The sequence below is a fragment of the Streptomyces sp. NRRL S-1022 genome (assembly GCF_000720135.1).
Taxonomy (GTDB): Bacteria; Actinomycetota; Actinomycetes; order Streptomycetales; family Streptomycetaceae; genus Streptomyces.
Genome location: NZ_JOIU01000019.1, coordinates 131,426 through 146,737, shown reverse-complemented (window position 1 = coordinate 146,737; position 15,312 = coordinate 131,426). Strand labels below are relative to the sequence as shown.

Sequence of the window (15,312 nt, the reverse complement as noted above, 5' to 3'; positions counted from 1 at the left end):
GTCAGGGCACGCGGGCGATCAGGTAGCGGAAGACGTTCGGCATCCACACGGTGCCGTCCGGGCGCCGGTGCGGGTGCAGGGCCTCCGTCAGCTCCTTGTCCACCTGCTTGGCGTCGGTCGCGGCGATCGCGGCGTCGAAGAGACCGGTGGACAGCAGTCCGCGGACCGCGCTGTCGAGGTCGGCGTACCCGAACGGGCAGGCGACCCGCCCCGAGCCGTCCGGTTTCAGCCCGGCCCGTCCGGCGGCCTCCTCCAGGTCGTCGCGCCGGACGGCCCGCGGGCTGCGCGCGCCGCCCACCGGATCGGCCAGTTTGGTGGCTACGCGCAACACCGAGGCGGTGGCGCAGCGCTCCGGCGGTCCCCAGCCGGCCAGCACCACGGCGGCCCCGCGGCCGGCCAGCGGCAACGCGCCGGCGAGCAGCCCGGCGAGCCCCTCGGAGTCGCCCGCGAGGCCGCCGATCGGCTCGAAGGCGGTCACGAGCGTGTAGCCGGCCGGATCCGCGCCGGCCGCGTGCGCGGGCGGCCCGGCGGGCGGGCCGTCCAGGAGAGCCGCCGCCGTACGCGCGCGCGGGCCGCCGCTGCCGCCGGGCGGCGGCCCCGGCAGCAGGCGTTCGCGTGCCAGGGCGAGCCGTTCGGGGGAGGCCGGCTCGACACCGGTGACGGCGGCGCCCCTGGAGGCCGCCATCAGCAGGGCGAGCCCGGAACCGCAGCGCAGGCCCAGCAGACGGGTGGCGGGGCCCACGTCGAGTCGGTCGTACACGGCTTCGTAGAGCGGTACGAGCATCCGCTCCTGGATCTCCGACCAGTCACGCGCGCGTGCGCTCCGGTCCACGCGGGCCGCGGAGCCCGTATGAGACAGGTGCTGCCGCACGAGCGTAGGTGTCATAGGTATGCGCCCCAATCCGCCGACAGTTCGCCGCTGCGCCCGGTTGCGTGGCCCCCGTGCCGGGCGTGCGCCCTTCCCACGTATGCCAGGTAACTCCCGGCTCGCGGTGCCGTCCAGGGGTCGTGGGGCCCGGCTTGGGGTGCGGACACGGGTGTGGCGAGATTTCACGTCCCGGCAACCTGGAGGGCCCCGCGGTGTCCGGTCCGCGGGAGGGCCGGGGCGGAGCCGGGGACGGGCCGGTGACCGGGGGTGCGGGGGTGCCGGGTAACGTCACGGGCGCCGTGGACGCTGTCCGGAGTGGGGGCCGGTGCGGGAAGCGGCCGAAACACCTCTTGCGCAGCGGCCGGCCGTCGTCGCACCGGGACTCCCGGGCGGTGCGTAGCGCGGACTACGCACCAGCTTGGTACGAGCTGTAACGCTTCTCCGCAGATCAGCGCACCCGCCCTCGTCCAGACGCATCAGTGCCAACTGACGGGTACGTGCAAATTATTTGGGATGCCCCGGAATAGGAACACAGCGGCACCCCCGCTCGTTGTCATTACGTGAGCACGACACAGACACCACCTGTTCTCGCCGCAGAGCTGGCGCAGGCGTGGGCCGACATTCAGCGGTACCACCCCGAACTGCCGGACCTTGCCGCGCCAGAATCCCTGATCGGGGAGTCGTCGTCCGCGTGCGGTCACGAACTCTCCTTCGAGCGGCTCCTCCACGAGGCAGTCCACGGCATCGCCGCCGCCCGCGGTATCCGTGACACCTCCCGGGCGGGCCGCTACCACAACCGCCGTTTCCTCGCGATCGCCGAGGAACTGGGCCTGGACCACCCCGAGGAGCCGCACCCGAGCAGCGGTTTCTCGCTGGTCACGCTGAACGCCGAGGCGAAGCGGCGGTACCGCCCGACCATCGAGCGGCTGCAGCGCGCGCTGAAGGCCCACACCGTGGCGACCTCGGCCGACACCACCCGCACCTTCCGCGGCCCGGCCGCCCGGCACGGCTCCTCCGGCGGCGGTGTCCGGGTCAAGGCGGTGTGCGACTGCGGGCGCAACGTCCGGGTGGTGCCCTCGGTCCTGGCCCAGGCCCCCATCGTCTGCGGCGGCTGCGGCAAGCCGTTCCGGATCCCGGAGGTCATGGGGGCGGCATAGGCCCACGGCTGCTCGTGGCAGCCGTGAGCCGCGGCCGGTATCCGCACCGCACCGGGCGGCGCACCCGACGCGACTTCACCTCCGCGCCGGGTGCCGATCCGGCCTGCCCGCGTCCGGCTTGCTCCACCCTCGGCCCGGAGCGGCCCCCGGCGTGTGGCAGAATGGCTAGCTGTACTCGACAGCCGCACAGGACCCCTCTCTCCTCCGGCTGACGCGTCCATCGGGCACTCGGGTACCGCAACCCCACGCGGCAACTTGCCGTGCCCAACCACGTCAATCCAGGAGAACCCACTCCCGTGGCAGTCAAGATCAAGCTGAAGCGTCTGGGCAAGATCCGTTCGCCTCACTACCGCATCGTCGTCGCCGACTCCCGTACCCGCCGTGACGGCCGGGCCATCGAGGAGATCGGCAAGTACCACCCGACCTACAACCCGTCGGTCATCGAGGTGGACGCCGAGCGTGTGGCGTACTGGCTCGGTGTCGGCGCCCAGCCGACCGAGCCCGTGCTCGCCATCCTGAAGAAGACCGGCGACTGGCAGAAGTTCAAGGGCGAGCCGGCTCCCGCGCCGCTGCTCGTCGCCGAGCCGAAGCCGGCCCGTCCGTCGTTCGAGGCCTTCACCGGTGAGGACGAGGGCAAGGGTGAGGCGATCACCCAGAAGAAGAAGGCCGAGAAGAAGGACGAGGCGGCCGCCGAGTCGTCGGCGTCTGAGTCGACCGAGGCCTGAGCAGCATGCTCGAAGAGGCGCTTGAGCACCTCGTGAAGGGCATCGTCGACAACCCCGACGATGTGCAGGTCGCCTCGCGCGACCTGCGTCGCGGGCGTGTGCTTGAGGTCCGGGTGCATCCGGACGACCTCGGCAAGGTGATCGGCCGCAACGGCCGCACCGCGCGCGCCCTGCGCACCGTCGTGGGCGCCATCGGCGGTCGCGGTGTCCGCGTCGACCTCGTCGACGTGGACCACGTCCGCTGACGCTTCATCGCAACCGGCTCGGGCCGGGGAGGGCCACTGGCCGTCCCCGGCCCGCAGTCGTATGAGCAGGACGCACACGAGCAGGACGCGTACGAGCAGGACGCGAGCAGCAGATGACAGGAGAATTGGACACGTGCAGCTGGTAGTCGCACGGATCGGCCGTGCCCATGGCATCAAGGGCGAGGTCACCGTCGAGGTACGCACCGACGAGCCGGAGCTCCGGCTCGCGCCCGGCGCCGTACTCGCCACGGACCCCGCCTCCGCGGGACCGCTGACCATCGAGACGGGACGCGTCCACAGCGGTCGCCTCCTGCTGCGCTTCGAGGGCGTCACCGACCGCAACGCCGCCGAGGCACTGCGCAACACCCTGCTGATCGCCGAGGTGGACCCCGACGAGCTGCCGGAGGACGAGGACGAGTTCTACGACCACCAGCTGATCGACCTCGACGTGGTCACCGAGGACGGCACCGAGGTCGGCCGGATCACCGAGATCTCGCACCTGCCCACGCAGGACCTGTTCATCGTGGAGCGCCCGGACGGCAGCGAGGTGATGATCCCGTTCGTGGAGGAGATCGTCACCGAGATCGACCTGGAGGAGCAGAGGGCGGTCATCGCCCCGCCCCCGGGCCTGATCGACGACCGCGCGGAGATCGCCTCGTCGAGGGACGACAGCGCATGAGACTCGACGTCGTCACGATCTTCCCCGAGTACCTGGAGCCCCTGAACGTCTCCCTCGTCGGCAAGGCACGCGCGCGCGGCCAGCTGAACGTCCACGTGCACGACCTGCGGGACTGGACGTACGACCGGCACAACACGGTGGACGACACGCCTTACGGCGGCGGCCCCGGCATGGTCATGAAGACCGACCCGTGGGGCGACGCCCTGGACACGGTCCTCGCCGACGGCTACGAGACCGGCGCCGGTGCCCCCGCGCTCATCGTCCCCACCCCGAGCGGCCGGCCCTTCACCCAGGAACTGGCCGTCGAGCTGTCCGAGCGGCCCTGGCTGATCTTCACGCCGGCCCGCTACGAGGGCATCGACCGGCGCGTGACCGACGAGTACGCGACCCGGATGCCGGTCTACGAGGTCTCCATCGGCGACTACGTCCTCGCCGGCGGCGAGGCGGCCGTACTCGTCGTCACGGAGGCCGTCGCCCGGCTGCTGCCCGGGGTCCTCGGCAACGCCGAGTCCCACCGTGACGACTCCTTCGCGCCCGGCGCGATGGCCGGCCTCCTCGAAGGCCCCGTCTACACCAAGCCGCCCGTCTGGCGCGGCCGGGACATCCCCGAGGTGCTGCTGAGCGGCCACCACGGAAAGATCGCCCGCTGGCGCCGCGACGAGGCCCTGAAGCGCACCACCCTCAACCGTCCCGACCTGATCGAGCGCTGCGACCCCAAGGCCTTCGACAAGAAGGACCGCGAGATGCTCTCCATCCTGGGCTGGGAACCGGACCCGGACGGTGAACCGCACGGCCGATTTTGGCGGCGGGCCGGGGGCGTGGAAGAATAGACCGCTGTTGTGCGCCCGTCCGGTGTGCGCCCCTGCCACAGGGGGACACGACGCCCGCCCCGACCCGCACGGCAGACCTCTTGGAACCCTAGTTTCCGTTGATGACCTGTGGCATCAGCGAGGAAAGCAGACGAAATGTCTCACCTGCTCGACTCCGTCGACTCCGCGTCGCTGCGCAGCGACATCCCGGCCTTCCGTCCGGGTGACACCGTCAACGTCCACGTCCGCGTCATCGAGGGCAACCGCTCCCGTGTGCAGCAGTTCAAGGGCGTTGTCATCCGCCGCCAGGGCTCCGGTGTCCGCGAGACCTTCACGGTCCGCAAGGTCTCGTTCTCCGTCGGCGTCGAGCGCACCTTCCCGGTGCACACCCCGATCGTCGAGAAGATCGAGCTGGTCACCCGTGGTGACGTGCGCCGCGCCAAGCTGTACTACCTCCGTGACCTGCGCGGCAAGGCCGCGAAGATCAAGGAGAAGCGCGAGAACTGAGCGCTTTCCCGGGGTCACAGCGGAGCCGGATAGCATCTGGCTCCGATGGACACCGAAGCACAGCCGACGGAACGCGACCGCTCCTCCCCTCCCGGTACTCCGGGGCCGGAGGGCCGGTCGCGTTTCGCGTTGGTGTCGCGGGTCGCCGACCGGCTCCCGGGCGGCCGGATCACCCTCGCCGCCCTCGCCGGCCTGGCGTTCCTGCTGCTCCTCAACGCCTTCGTGGTGCAGCCGTTCGAGATTCCGAGCGGATCCATGGAGCGGGGTTTGAGGATCGGGGACCGCGTTCTCGTAAACAAGGTCGCGTACCGTTTCGGTGCCCAGCCCCGTCGCGGTGACGTGATTGTGTTCGACGGCACCGGGTATTTCGGGGACGCCGACTACATCAAGCGCGTGGTCGGTGTGGGGGGAGACCATGTGGTGTGCTGCGACAGGAACGGGAGGATCGAGGTGAACGGCCGGCCGGTCGACGAGACGGCGTTCCTCTATCCCGGGGACAGCGCCTCCAGTGTGCCCTTCGACGTCGCCGTGCCCCCCGGCCGTCTGTTCGTCCTCGGCGACCACCGCGGCGACTCCAGCGACTCCCGTGACCACCTCGGCTCGCCCGGCGGCGGCATGATCCCCGTCGGCGACGTCATCGGCCGGGCCGACTGGATCGTGTGGCCGTACTCCCACTGGACGCGTCTGACCCGGCCGTCCGCCTACGCGCGCGTGCCCGCCGCCCCCGCGGGGGGCGCCCATGGGTAACCGCGGCAAACCGCGCGGCGTGCCCGTCACGCCCGCCGACAACCTGCTGCCCACCGGCTCGCGCCGCACCTCCGCGCCCGGCGGTGGCCGCACGCGCGCGGAGCGCCGCAAACTCCAGCGCAAGGTCAAGCGCAAGCGCAGACGGTCGGCCGTCCGGGAGATCCCCCTGCTGGTCGGTGTCGCCGTCCTCATCGCGCTCGTGCTGAAGACGTTCCTCGTCCAGGCGTTCGTGATCCCGTCCGGGTCCATGGAACAGACCATCCGGATCGGTGACCGGGTCCTGGTCGACAAGTTCACCCCGTGGTTCGGCTCCAAGCCGCAGCGCGGGGACGTCGTCGTCTTCCACGACCCGGGCGGCTGGCTCGCGGGGGAGCAGACCGCCAAGAAGAACGACCCCGTCGTGGTCAAGCAGTTCAAAGAGGGCCTCACCTTCATCGGCCTGCTGCCGTCCGACAACGAGAAAGACCTGATCAAGCGGGTCATCGGAGTCGGCGGGGACCACGTCAAGTGCTGCGACGCGCAAGGCCGCGTCACCGTCAACGGCGTCCCGCTCACCGAGGGCGACTACCTGTACCCGGGGGACGTGCCGTCCACCATGCCCTTCGACATCACCGTCCCCAAGGGCCGGCTGTGGATGATGGGCGACCACCGGGGCAACTCCGCGGACTCCCGCTCCCACCAGGACACGCCCTACGGCGGCACGGTCTCCGAGGACTCGGTGGTCGGCCGGGCCATGGTCATTGGCTGGCCCCTCGGGCACTGGACGCGTCTGGAAGAACCTAAAACCTTTGCAAGCGTCACCGACTCGGTGTCGGGAACGACCGCTGCTCCCCAGCCGTCGCATAGGGTTGCCTACGAGAATCCGAACGGAACGACCCACCTCCCGACCCCTGCGGAACTCCCGCTCGTTATGGGAGTGGTGGGCCTGCACCGCGTGCGGGGCAGGCGGCGGCACAGAGTGAGGAGTTGGCGTGGGGGATGTGGCGGTTGGCGCACGGTCGGGACACGACGGCGAGGAGCACCGCGGGCACCCCGTGGAGCCGGACGTTCCCGTACCGGACGGCGCCATGACCTCCGGGAATGAGCAGGCCGCGGGCGACGACGGCACACCGGACGGCGAGCAGCGGCCCCGTGCCGCGGACACGGACGAGGCGGCACGCCGGTCCAGGAAGCCGCGCTCCTTCTGGAAGGAGCTGCCGATCCTGATCGGCATCGCGCTGGTCCTGGCGCTGCTGATCAAGACGTTCCTCGTCCAGGCGTTCTCGATCCCGTCCGACTCGATGCAGAACACCCTCCAGCAGGGTGACCGGGTCCTGGTCGACAAGCTCACCCCGTGGTTCGGCTCCAAGCCCGAGCGCGGCGAGGTCGTCGTCTTCCACGACCCGGACAACTGGCTCGCGGGCGAGCCGACGCCGACTCCGAACCCGGTGCAGAAGGTCCTCAGCTGGATCGGCCTGATGCCGTCGGCGGAGGAGAAGGACCTGATCAAGCGGGTGATCGGAGTCGGCGGCGACACGGTCGAGTGCAAGGGCAGCGGCCCGCTGAAGGTCAACGGCAAGGCGCTCAACGAGCCGTTCGTCTACCCGGGCAACACGCCGTGCAGTGTGGACGACCAGGGCGGCCAGTTCAAGGTGAAGGTCCCCAAGGGCTACATCTGGGTTATGGGCGACCACCGTCAGAACTCCCGCGACTCCCGGTACAACCAGTCCGACAGGAACCACGGCATGGTGCCCGTCGACAAGGTCGTGGGACGCGCCATCGTCAAGGCCTGGCCGATCAACCGCTGGGGCACCCTGCCGGTCCCGGACACCTTCGACCAGCCCGGCCTCGACCGGCAGTCCTCCGCGGCCGCATCCCTGACGGCGGCCCCGCAGGGCATCGCCGTCGCGGCGGTCCTCCCGGTGGCGCTGTGGCGGCGCCGGCGTACGGACCGGCCGGAGGCCGCGAACCGCTGACGGCCCCGGGCAGCGGAAAGAGGGGCTGCCCCGGTCCGGTACCGCCGGGTAGGGTGCGGGTCCATGGGTGGCGAGAGCATGACGCGTACGGCCCCGCAAGGCGGCGGCACCGGCACGGCACCGGCCGGCGGCCGGCTCGGGCAGCGGCTGTCCGGACTGGCGGTGGCGCTGGGTCTGGTGCTGTTCCTCGGCGGCTTCGCCTGGGGAGCGCTGGTCTACCGGCCGTACACCGTGCCCACCAGCTCCATGACCCCCACCATCGACGCCGGTGACCGGGTGCTCGCCCAGCGCGTCGACGGCGGCGAGGTGCGGCGCGGTGACGTGGTCGTCTTCGAGGACAAGACCTGGGTCACCAACGCCAAGGTGGTCAAGCGGGTGGTGGCCGTCGGCGGTGACACCGTCTCCTGTTGCACCGACGGCAAGCTGACCGTCAACGGCAAGCAGATCGACGAGCCGTACCTGCCCGAGGGCAGCCTGGCCGAGATCAAGAACTTCGGCACGGTGACCGTGCCCGAGGGCCGGCTGTTCCTGCTCGGCGACGAACGCCAGGGCTCCCTGGACTCCACCGCCCACCTCACCGACGCGGTCAAGGGGACCGTCGCGCGCACCGCCGTGTCCGCCCGCGTGGACGCCGTGGTCTGGCCCTGGAAGGGCATGCTCAAGCGCCCCACCGGCTTCGAGACGCTCGGCGCCCTCTCCCAGCCCGGTCCGCTGCGCACGATCGAGCTGCTGGTCGCGGCCGGCGCGGTCCTGGTGCTCGGTGGCGGCGCGTACGGCCCGATCGCCGGGCGCCTGCACCGCTCCCGCACCCGCACCGCCCGCCCGGAGGCGGCCGGTGCCCGCTGACGCCACACGGCCGGCGGGTCAGGCGCACGACACCGGAGGCGGGCTGCGCAAGGTGGCCCGGGTGGTACTCCTCGACCCGGACGACCGCATCCTGCTCCTGCACGGCCACGAGCCGGACGACCCGGCCGACGACTGGTGGTTCACGCCCGGCGGCGGCCTGGAGGGCGCCGAGACGCGCGAGGAGGCCGCGCTGCGGGAACTCGCCGAGGAGACCGGCATCACCGACGTCCGGCTGGGCCCCGTGCTCTGGCGGCGGCGGTGCTCGTTCCCGTTCGCGGGGCGCCGCTGGGACCAGGACGAGTGGTACTACCTGGCCCGTACGACCCAGACGGCGACCGCGGCCACGGGGCTGACGGAGCTGGAGCGGCGCAGTGTCGCCGGAGCGCGCTGGTGGACGTGTCAGGAACTGACCCGGGCACATGAGACGGTGTATCCGACCAGACTCGCCGAGCTGCTGCGCACGCTGCTCGTCGAAGGTCCCCCGGCCACGCCCGTGACCCTCGACACGGAAATCGTCTGAGGGGCACCGGGACTGGCGCACAATGGGGGGATCGCACGGCTGAAGGGGAACATGCCATGAGCGCCGAGGACCTCGAAAAGTACGAGACCGAGATGGAGCTGAAGCTCTACCGGGAGTACCGAGATGTCGTCGGTCTGTTCAAATACGTGATCGAGACCGAGCGACGGTTCTACCTCACCAACGACTACGAGATGCAGGTGCATTCGGTTCAGGGAGAGGTGTTCTTCGAGGTCACCATGGCCGATGCCTGGGTCTGGGACATGTACCGGCCGGCTCGCTTCGTCAAGCAGGTCCGGGTCCTTACGTTCAAGGACGTGAACATCGAGGAGCTGAACAAGAGCGACCTGGAGCTGCCGGGCGGGTGACGCCCGCTCTCCCGGGTGACGTCCGCCCTCCCGGGTGAGGGAGTTTTCCACAACCGCCGGGTCGTCCACCAAGATCAACACCGGTGGGCGGGATGCGTGACGGTTGGCGCCTGAGGAGGTGCCGACATGAACGCACGAGAAGCAATCGGCAGGTACGGCGAGGACCTGGCCGCCCGGCGGCTCGCCGAGGCCGGTATGACGATCCTGGAGCGCAACTGGCGCTGCGGACGGTCCGGCGAGATCGACATCGTGGCGCGGGACGGGGACGCGCTGGTCGTCTGCGAGGTGAAGACCCGCACGGGCGGGGAGTACGAACACCCGATGGCCGCGGTGACCCCCGAGAAGGCGGCCCGGCTCCGCGAACTGGCCGGGCGCTGGATCCAGGCCCACGGAGGAGCCCCGCCGGGTGGCGTCCGCATCGACCTCGTCGGCGTCCTCCTGCCCCGGCGCGGCGCCCCGTCCGTCGAACACGCGCGGGGGGTGGCCTGAATGGCCTTCGCCCGTACGTGCTCCGTGGCCCTGGTCGGCGTCGAGGGCGTGGTCGTCGAGGTCCAGGCCGACCTCGAACCCGGCGTCGCCGCCTTCACCCTGGTGGGCCTCCCGGACAAAAGCCTGACCGAAAGCCGGGACCGGGTGCGGGCGGCGGTGGTGAACTCGGGCGGCGAGTGGCCGCAGAAGAAGCTCACCGTCGGACTCAGCCCGGCCTCGGTCCCCAAAGCCGGCTCGGGCTTCGACCTCGCCGTCGCCTGCGCGGTGCTCGGCGCCGCCGAGCGGATCGATCCCCGGGTCCTCGCCGACATCGTCATGATCGGAGAGCTGGGCCTGGACGGCCGGGTGCGCCCCGTGCGGGGCATCCTGCCGGCCGTCCTCGCGGCGGCCGACGCGGGATACGAACAGGTGGTCGTTCCCCAATGCGCTGCCGCCGAGGCCGCGCTGGTCCCCGGCGTGTCCGTGCTGGGCGTGCGCAGTCTGCGGCAGCTCATCGCGGTCCTGACCGAGGAGCCCGTACCCGACGAGGCACCGGACGAACAGGGACGTCCCGATCCCCTCCTGGCCGGGCTTCGGGTACCGGGCACGGGCGCCGCCACCGGCATGCACAGCATCGGCGCCGCACAGCACGACCACGACCACGACCTGGCGGACGTCGTGGGACAGATCTCCGCCCGTACGGCCGTGGAGGTGGCCGCCGCCGGCGGACACCACCTCTTCCTGGAGGGGCCGCCCGGCGCGGGCAAGACCATGCTCGCCGAACGCCTGCCCGCCGTCCTCCCCCGGCTCAGCCGGGAAGACTCGCTGGAAGTCACGGCCGTGCACTCGGTCGCCGGACTGCTGCCCCCGGGCAAGCCGCTCATCGACGTCGCGCCCTACTGCGCCCCGCACCACTCGGCCACGATGCAGTCACTCGTCGGCGGCGGCCCGGGCGTCGCCCGCCCCGGGGCGGTGTCCCTCGCCCACCGCGGTGTGCTGTTCCTCGACGAGGCACCCGAGTTCCACGGCCAGACCCTCGACGCGCTGCGGCAGCCCCTGGAGTCGGGACACGTCGTCATCGCACGCAGCGCCGGCGTGGTCCGGTTCCCGGCCCGGTTCCTGATGGTCCTGGCCGCCAATCCCTGTCCCTGCGGACGGTTCTCCCTGCGCGACTCCCTGTGCGAGTGTCCGCCGTCGGCGATCCGCCGGTACCAGTCCCGGCTGTCCGGACCGCTGCTGGACCGGGTAGACCTGCGCGTCGAGGTCGACCCGGTCACCCGGGCCCAGCTCACCGAGCCCGGCGCCCGCGGAGAGTCCACGGCGACCGTGGCCGACCGGGTACGGCAGGCCCGCGAGCGGGCGGCGGCCCGTCTCGCCGGCACCCCGTGGCGCACCAACAGCGAGGTGCCGGGCCGCGAACTGCGCAGCCGGTACCACGCCGTCACCGGGGCGATGGACGAGGCGGAACGCAACCTGGAACGGGGCGTGCTCACCGCCCGCGGCATCGACCGCGTCCTGCGCGTCGCCTGGACGGTCGCCGACCTCGTCGGACACGACCGCCCGGACGCGACCGACGTCGCCCTGGCCCTGCAGCTGCGCACCGGAGTCCCCCGGGGGGTGCCGATGGCCATCGGGGCCCTGACATGACGGGCGAGGAGGAACCCGGCGCCGAGCGCCTCGGGCGGGTCTTTCTCGGGCGGGTGGTGGAGCCGGGGGACGAGGTTGGGGGGCGGTGGGTGCGGGAGTTCGGGGTGGGGGAGGTGGTGCGGCGGCTGCGGTGCGGTGGGGACGCGTTGCCGGGGGTGAGCGCGAGCCGGTGGGCGGGACTCGTCGCGCGGGCCCGGCGGGCCGAGCCGGAGCGGGACCTGGAGGCCGCCCGGGCCACCGGGGCGCGGTTCGTGTGCCCGGGGGACGGAGAGTGGCCCGCGCAGCTCGACGACCTGGGGGACGCCCGGCCCCTCGGACTGTGGGTGCGCGGCCGGCCGCACCTGCGGATGTGGGCGCTGCGCTCCGTGGCCGTCGTGGGCGCCCGCGCCTGCACCGAGTACGGCACCCACGCCGCGGCCACCCTCGCCTCCGGACTCGCCGAACGCGGCTGGGTCGTCGTGTCGGGCGGCGCCTACGGGATCGACGGGTCGGCCCACCGGGGCGCCCTCGCCGCCCGCGGTGCCACCGTCGCCGTCCTGGCCTGCGGTGTCGACCAGCCCTACCCCCGCGGCCACGCCGCCCTGATCGGCCGGATCGCCGACCAGGGGCTGGTCGTGGGCGAGCTGCCGCCGGGCGACCACCCGACCCCCAGCCGGTTCATCCTCCGCAACCGGGTCATCGCCGCGCTCACCAGGGGCACCGTCGTCGTGGAGGCGGCCTGCCGCAGCGGCTCGCTGGCCACCGCGCGGGCCGCCCAGCGCCTCGGCCGGTACACCATGGGCGTACCCGGCCCGGTCACCAGCGCCCTCTCCGCAGGCGTGCACGAACTGCTGCGCGGCGAGGCCACCCTGGTCACCGACGCCACGGAGGTCGTCGAACTCGTGGGCGAGATGGGTGATCTGGCGCCGCCCCGGCGGGGCCCCGTCCTCCCGCGTGACCTGCTGGAACCGGCCGCGCGAACCGTCCTCGCCGCCCTGCCCGGCAACCGCGCCGCCCCCGCCGACGAGATCGCGCTCGGCGCGCGCACCACCCGTGACGAGGCGATCGCGAGACTGTACGAACTCCGAGCACTTGGTTACGTCGAACGACATGGCGACGGCTGGAAGTTGACACGCCAGGCGATGACCTCGGTCCGGGGCGGCCGGCCGCCATGTTGACCCACCGTGTTCGGCCGTCCGGGGGAACCCCCGACGGCCTTGGGGTTTCCCGGAGTTGGTGCCCGCGACCGGTCACGCAGAGCGATTCGTGGCCCGTGGTCACCCTCCCGACGCGAGCGCCCCGCGCACGGGTGGTGCCGCACTGTTCGCGCACCGCGACACCTCAGTCACGCTACGCTCACAAAGGCGACGGCGCAGATCGCGCCAACCCGGCATCAGACAGTCACCTCACCCAAGCAGCCCACCTCCACCCACCCCACCCACCCCGCAGCACTTCACGGCACTTCACGGCAGAACGGCACAAGGCGACGAATGCCCCAGCACACCTCCGGGTCCGACCGGGCGGCGATCCCCCCAGCCGCCCGCGACGGTGGCAGCGTGCGACCGCCCGCACCCTCGACGCTCGACGAGCTGTGGCGGTCGTACAAGGCGACGGGGGACGACCGGCTGCGGGAGCAGCTGATCCTGCACTACTCGCCGCTGGTCAAGTACGTGGCGGGCCGGGTGAGCGTCGGGCTGCCGCCCAACGTGGAGCAGGCCGACTTCGTCTCCTCCGGGGTGTTCGGGCTGATCGACGCGATCGAGAAGTTCGACATCGACCGGGAGATCAAGTTCGAGACGTACGCCATCACCCGGATCCGCGGCGCGATGATCGACGAGCTGCGGGCGCTGGACTGGATCCCCCGCTCGGTCCGGCAGAAGGCGCGGAACGTCGAGCGGGCCTACGCCACCCTGGAGGCGCGGCTGCGGCGTACGCCGACCGAGGGGGAGGTCGCCGGCGAGCTGGGCATCGAGGTCGACGAACTGCACGCCGTGTTCAGCCAGTTGTCGCTGGCCAACGTGGTCGCGCTGGAGGAGCTGCTGCACGTCGGCGGCGAGGGCGGGGACCGGCTGAGCCTGATGGACACACTGGAGGACACCGCCGCCGACAACCCGGTGGAGGTGGCCGAGGACCGGGAGCTGCGGCGATTCCTGGCGCGGGCGATCAACACGCTGCCCGAGCGGGAGAAGACCGTGGTGACCCTGTACTACTACGAGGGGCTGACCCTCGCCGAGATCGGCAACGTGCTCGGTGTCACCGAGAGCCGGGTCAGCCAGATCCACACCAAGTCGGTGCTGCAGCTGCGGGCCAAGCTGGCGAGCTTCGGACGCTGAGTCCTCCCTTCCGGCGGAGCGCGTCCGTAAAGTGGGCGACGTGCCAAGGATTCGAGCGGCCTCCGTGGCCGAACACCGGTCGATGCAGCGAGCCGCCCTGCTGGACGCGGCTCGGTCCCTGCTGTCCGAGGGCGGGACGGACGCGCTGACCTTCCCCGCGCTGGCCGAGCGGACGGGGCTGGCGCGGTCGTCCGTGTACGAGTACTTCCGCTCCCGGGCCGCCGTGGTCGAGGAGCTGTGCGAGGTCGACTTCCCGGTGTGGGCGGCGGAGGTCGGGGCGGCGATGGAGGGTGCCGACTCGGCCGAGGGCAAGGTCGAGGCGTACGTGCGGCAGCAGCTGGCGCTGGTGGGGGACCGGCGGCACCGGGCGGTCGTGGCCATCTCGGCGAGTGAGCTGGACGCCGGCGCCCGGGAGAAGATCCGCGCGGCCCACGGCGGGCTGGTCGCGATGCTCGGCGAGGCGCTGGAGGAGCTGGGCCACGTACAGCCCCGGCTGGCGGCGATGCTGCTGCAGGGAGTGGTGGACGCCGCGGTGCGCAGGATCGAACTGGGCGCGGCGGAACATCCCGAGGCGGTGACGGAGGCGGCGGTGTCCATGGCCCTGCGGGGTGTGAAGGGCTGAGCGCTGCCTACGGGCGCCGTACACCGGCGCCCGCCGGTTGCCGCCCGGCCTGCCCGGCCCTGCCCCGCCCCAGCCCTCCGGCCTGCCCTAAGGGGTGACCGGCAGCAGTCTCGATGGCCCTCTCGCCAGCAGCCACGGGGGGAGCAGGGCCAAGGGGTCCAGGTAGGTCTCGCCGCGCAGCAGGCCCCAGTGGACGCACGGTGCCGGCCCGCAGTGGGAGCCGGCGGCCTCCACCGACCCCACCGCCTCGCCCGCCGCCACCTCGTCCCCCTTCGCCACCGACGGGCGCACCGGCTCGTACGTGGTCCGCAGGTCCGTGCCGGTCAGGGCCACCGAGACCACGCCCCGCCCGGCAACCCGCCCCGCGAACAGCACCCGGCCGGCCGCCACCGCCCGCACCGGCGCCCCGGGCGGGGCGCCGAGGTCCACCCCCCGGTGCCCGGGGCCGTACACCGTCGCCGGCGGCTCCCAGCCGCGCAGCACCGGCGGCCGTACGCCCACCGGCCAGGACCGGCCGAGGGCCGGGACCGGCCCCGCCACGGGCGGCGGCGGGGGGTCCGCCCGGGCCTGCGGGGCGAGCAGGGCCGCCGCCGACGCGAGCAGCAGAGCCGTCCACACCATCACGAATCGCATGTCCCCCACGGTCCCGCACCCCGCCGATCAGCACCGGAACCTGTGGACCACTCGCCGGTTGTGGACAGTGGCGTCACCCGGTACCTCGACGGTCCCGTACACTTCTTCTGGCGATCCGGGTCACCGGGTCGACTTCGCACGCCCCGGTACGGCAGCCGGCAACGGTTCGTACCAAGCGCCCCTCGGTCCTTTGTGGCACGGCGCATC

The 15,312-nt window shown here is 72.3% G+C and carries 19 protein-coding genes; 17 read left to right on the top strand and 2 right to left on the bottom strand.

From position 1 onward, the window contains the following. Position 1 precedes the first annotated feature (1 nt). A complete protein-coding gene (locus IG05_RS0126555; RefSeq protein WP_199808387.1) occupies positions 2-886 on the bottom strand; it encodes a class I SAM-dependent methyltransferase in 885 nt (294 codons plus the stop codon). Between the two features lie 542 nt (positions 887-1,428). On the opposite strand from IG05_RS0126555, the gene IG05_RS0126550 reads away from it, so the two are divergent. From IG05_RS0126550 to IG05_RS0126470, 17 genes are all read left to right on the top strand, one after another. Beyond that, a complete protein-coding gene (locus tag IG05_RS0126550; RefSeq protein ID WP_030346467.1) occupies positions 1,429-2,025 on the top strand; it encodes a hypothetical protein in 597 nt (198 codons plus the stop codon). A gap of 296 nt (positions 2,026-2,321) precedes the next feature. Then, positions 2,322-2,750: a 30S ribosomal protein S16 gene (gene rpsP / locus IG05_RS0126545; RefSeq protein ID WP_030346465.1), complete on the top strand. Its 429-nt coding sequence runs from the start codon at positions 2,322-2,324 to the stop codon at positions 2,748-2,750. Positions 2,751-2,755: 5 nt separating this feature from the next. Continuing rightward, the gene (locus tag IG05_RS0126540) at positions 2,756-2,995 is read left to right on the top strand and encodes an RNA-binding protein (protein ID WP_005479813.1); all 240 of its coding nucleotides are present in this window, start codon (positions 2,756-2,758) and stop codon (positions 2,993-2,995) included. Between the two features lie 133 nt (positions 2,996-3,128). Beyond that, positions 3,129-3,674: a ribosome maturation factor RimM gene (gene rimM, locus IG05_RS0126535; protein WP_030346462.1), complete on the top strand. Its 546-nt coding sequence runs from the start codon at positions 3,129-3,131 to the stop codon at positions 3,672-3,674. Further along, entirely contained in the window at positions 3,671-4,504 is an 834-nt protein-coding gene (gene trmD, locus IG05_RS0126530) for a tRNA (guanosine(37)-N1)-methyltransferase TrmD (protein WP_030346461.1), read from the top strand. Before rimM ends, trmD begins: the two co-directional genes overlap by 4 nt. Positions 4,505-4,639: 135 nt before the next feature. Further along, positions 4,640-4,990 carry a 50S ribosomal protein L19 gene (gene rplS / locus IG05_RS0126525; protein WP_030346458.1) on the top strand — a complete coding sequence of 117 codons (351 nt, stop codon included), beginning with the start codon at positions 4,640-4,642 and terminating at the stop codon, positions 4,988-4,990. 45 nt (positions 4,991-5,035) lie between these two features. Continuing rightward, positions 5,036-5,737, top strand: a complete 702-nt coding sequence (gene lepB / locus IG05_RS0126520) for a signal peptidase I (RefSeq protein ID WP_030346455.1) — start codon at positions 5,036-5,038, stop codon at positions 5,735-5,737. Then, positions 5,730-6,821: a signal peptidase I gene (lepB, locus tag IG05_RS0126515; protein ID WP_030346453.1), complete on the top strand. Its 1,092-nt coding sequence runs from the start codon at positions 5,730-5,732 to the stop codon at positions 6,819-6,821. Before lepB (IG05_RS0126520) ends, lepB (IG05_RS0126515) begins: the two co-directional genes overlap by 8 nt. After that, entirely contained in the window at positions 6,709-7,692 is a 984-nt protein-coding gene (lepB, locus tag IG05_RS0126510; protein WP_107051422.1) for a signal peptidase I, read from the top strand. The genes lepB (IG05_RS0126515) and lepB (IG05_RS0126510) overlap by 113 nt, the downstream gene beginning before the upstream one ends. Before the next feature lie 63 nt (positions 7,693-7,755). Next, the gene (gene lepB, locus IG05_RS0126505) at positions 7,756-8,538 is read left to right on the top strand and encodes a signal peptidase I (protein WP_030346449.1); all 783 of its coding nucleotides are present in this window, start codon (positions 7,756-7,758) and stop codon (positions 8,536-8,538) included. Next, the gene (locus IG05_RS0126500) at positions 8,528-9,058 is read left to right on the top strand and encodes an NUDIX hydrolase (protein WP_030346447.1); all 531 of its coding nucleotides are present in this window, start codon (positions 8,528-8,530) and stop codon (positions 9,056-9,058) included. Before lepB (IG05_RS0126505) ends, IG05_RS0126500 begins: the two co-directional genes overlap by 11 nt. A gap of 56 nt (positions 9,059-9,114) precedes the next feature. Next, positions 9,115-9,423, top strand: a complete 309-nt coding sequence (locus tag IG05_RS0126495) for a DUF2469 domain-containing protein (protein ID WP_014675276.1) — start codon at positions 9,115-9,117, stop codon at positions 9,421-9,423. A gap of 126 nt (positions 9,424-9,549) precedes the next feature. Beyond that, on the top strand, positions 9,550-9,912 hold the full coding sequence (locus IG05_RS0126490; protein WP_030346445.1) for a YraN family protein: 363 nt from the start codon (positions 9,550-9,552) through the stop codon (positions 9,910-9,912). Further along, the gene (locus IG05_RS0126485; protein WP_030346443.1) at positions 9,913-11,538 is read left to right on the top strand and encodes a YifB family Mg chelatase-like AAA ATPase; all 1,626 of its coding nucleotides are present in this window, start codon (positions 9,913-9,915) and stop codon (positions 11,536-11,538) included. Continuing rightward, entirely contained in the window at positions 11,535-12,695 is a 1,161-nt protein-coding gene (dprA, locus tag IG05_RS0126480) for a DNA-processing protein DprA (RefSeq protein WP_030346441.1), read from the top strand. The genes IG05_RS0126485 and dprA overlap by 4 nt, the downstream gene beginning before the upstream one ends. A gap of 312 nt (positions 12,696-13,007) precedes the next feature. Continuing rightward, complete coding sequence (gene whiG, locus IG05_RS0126475) at positions 13,008-13,850, top strand: RNA polymerase sigma factor WhiG (RefSeq protein WP_030346440.1); 843 nt, start codon at positions 13,008-13,010, stop codon at positions 13,848-13,850. 64 nt (positions 13,851-13,914) lie between these two features. Then, positions 13,915-14,472: a TetR/AcrR family transcriptional regulator gene (locus tag IG05_RS0126470; RefSeq protein ID WP_030346438.1), complete on the top strand. Its 558-nt coding sequence runs from the start codon at positions 13,915-13,917 to the stop codon at positions 14,470-14,472. An 87-nt stretch (positions 14,473-14,559) separates the two neighbouring features. Here the strand turns inward: IG05_RS0126470 and IG05_RS0126465 are convergent, their stop codons facing one another. Beyond that, positions 14,560-15,105: a murein hydrolase activator EnvC family protein gene (locus IG05_RS0126465; RefSeq protein ID WP_030346436.1), complete on the bottom strand. Its 546-nt coding sequence runs from the start codon at positions 15,103-15,105 to the stop codon at positions 14,560-14,562. Between the last annotated feature and the right edge of the window lie 207 nt (positions 15,106-15,312).

Bases quoted from the DNA above. Each gene is read 5' to 3' on its own strand.
- IG05_RS0126555 (WP_199808387.1), bottom strand. From the start codon at position 886: ATGACACCTACGCTCGTGCGGCAGCACCTGTCTCATACGGGCTCCGCG.
- IG05_RS0126540 (WP_005479813.1), top strand. From the start codon at position 2,756: ATGCTCGAAGAGGCGCTTGAGCACCTCGTGAAGGGCATCGTCGACAAC.
- trmD (WP_030346461.1), top strand. From the start codon at position 3,671: ATGAGACTCGACGTCGTCACGATCTTCCCCGAGTACCTGGAGCCCCTG.
- rplS (WP_030346458.1), top strand. From the start codon at position 4,640: ATGTCTCACCTGCTCGACTCCGTCGACTCCGCGTCGCTGCGCAGCGAC.
- lepB (WP_030346455.1), top strand. From the start codon at position 5,036: ATGGACACCGAAGCACAGCCGACGGAACGCGACCGCTCCTCCCCTCCC.
- lepB (WP_030346453.1), top strand. From the start codon at position 5,730: ATGGGTAACCGCGGCAAACCGCGCGGCGTGCCCGTCACGCCCGCCGAC.
- lepB (WP_030346449.1), top strand. From the start codon at position 7,756: ATGGGTGGCGAGAGCATGACGCGTACGGCCCCGCAAGGCGGCGGCACC.
- IG05_RS0126495 (WP_014675276.1), top strand. From the start codon at position 9,115: ATGAGCGCCGAGGACCTCGAAAAGTACGAGACCGAGATGGAGCTGAAG.
- IG05_RS0126490 (WP_030346445.1), top strand. From the start codon at position 9,550: ATGAACGCACGAGAAGCAATCGGCAGGTACGGCGAGGACCTGGCCGCC.
- IG05_RS0126485 (WP_030346443.1), top strand. From the start codon at position 9,913: ATGGCCTTCGCCCGTACGTGCTCCGTGGCCCTGGTCGGCGTCGAGGGC.
- dprA (WP_030346441.1), top strand. From the start codon at position 11,535: ATGACGGGCGAGGAGGAACCCGGCGCCGAGCGCCTCGGGCGGGTCTTT.
- whiG (WP_030346440.1), top strand. From the start codon at position 13,008: ATGCCCCAGCACACCTCCGGGTCCGACCGGGCGGCGATCCCCCCAGCC.
- IG05_RS0126465 (WP_030346436.1), bottom strand. From the start codon at position 15,105: ATGCGATTCGTGATGGTGTGGACGGCTCTGCTGCTCGCGTCGGCGGCG.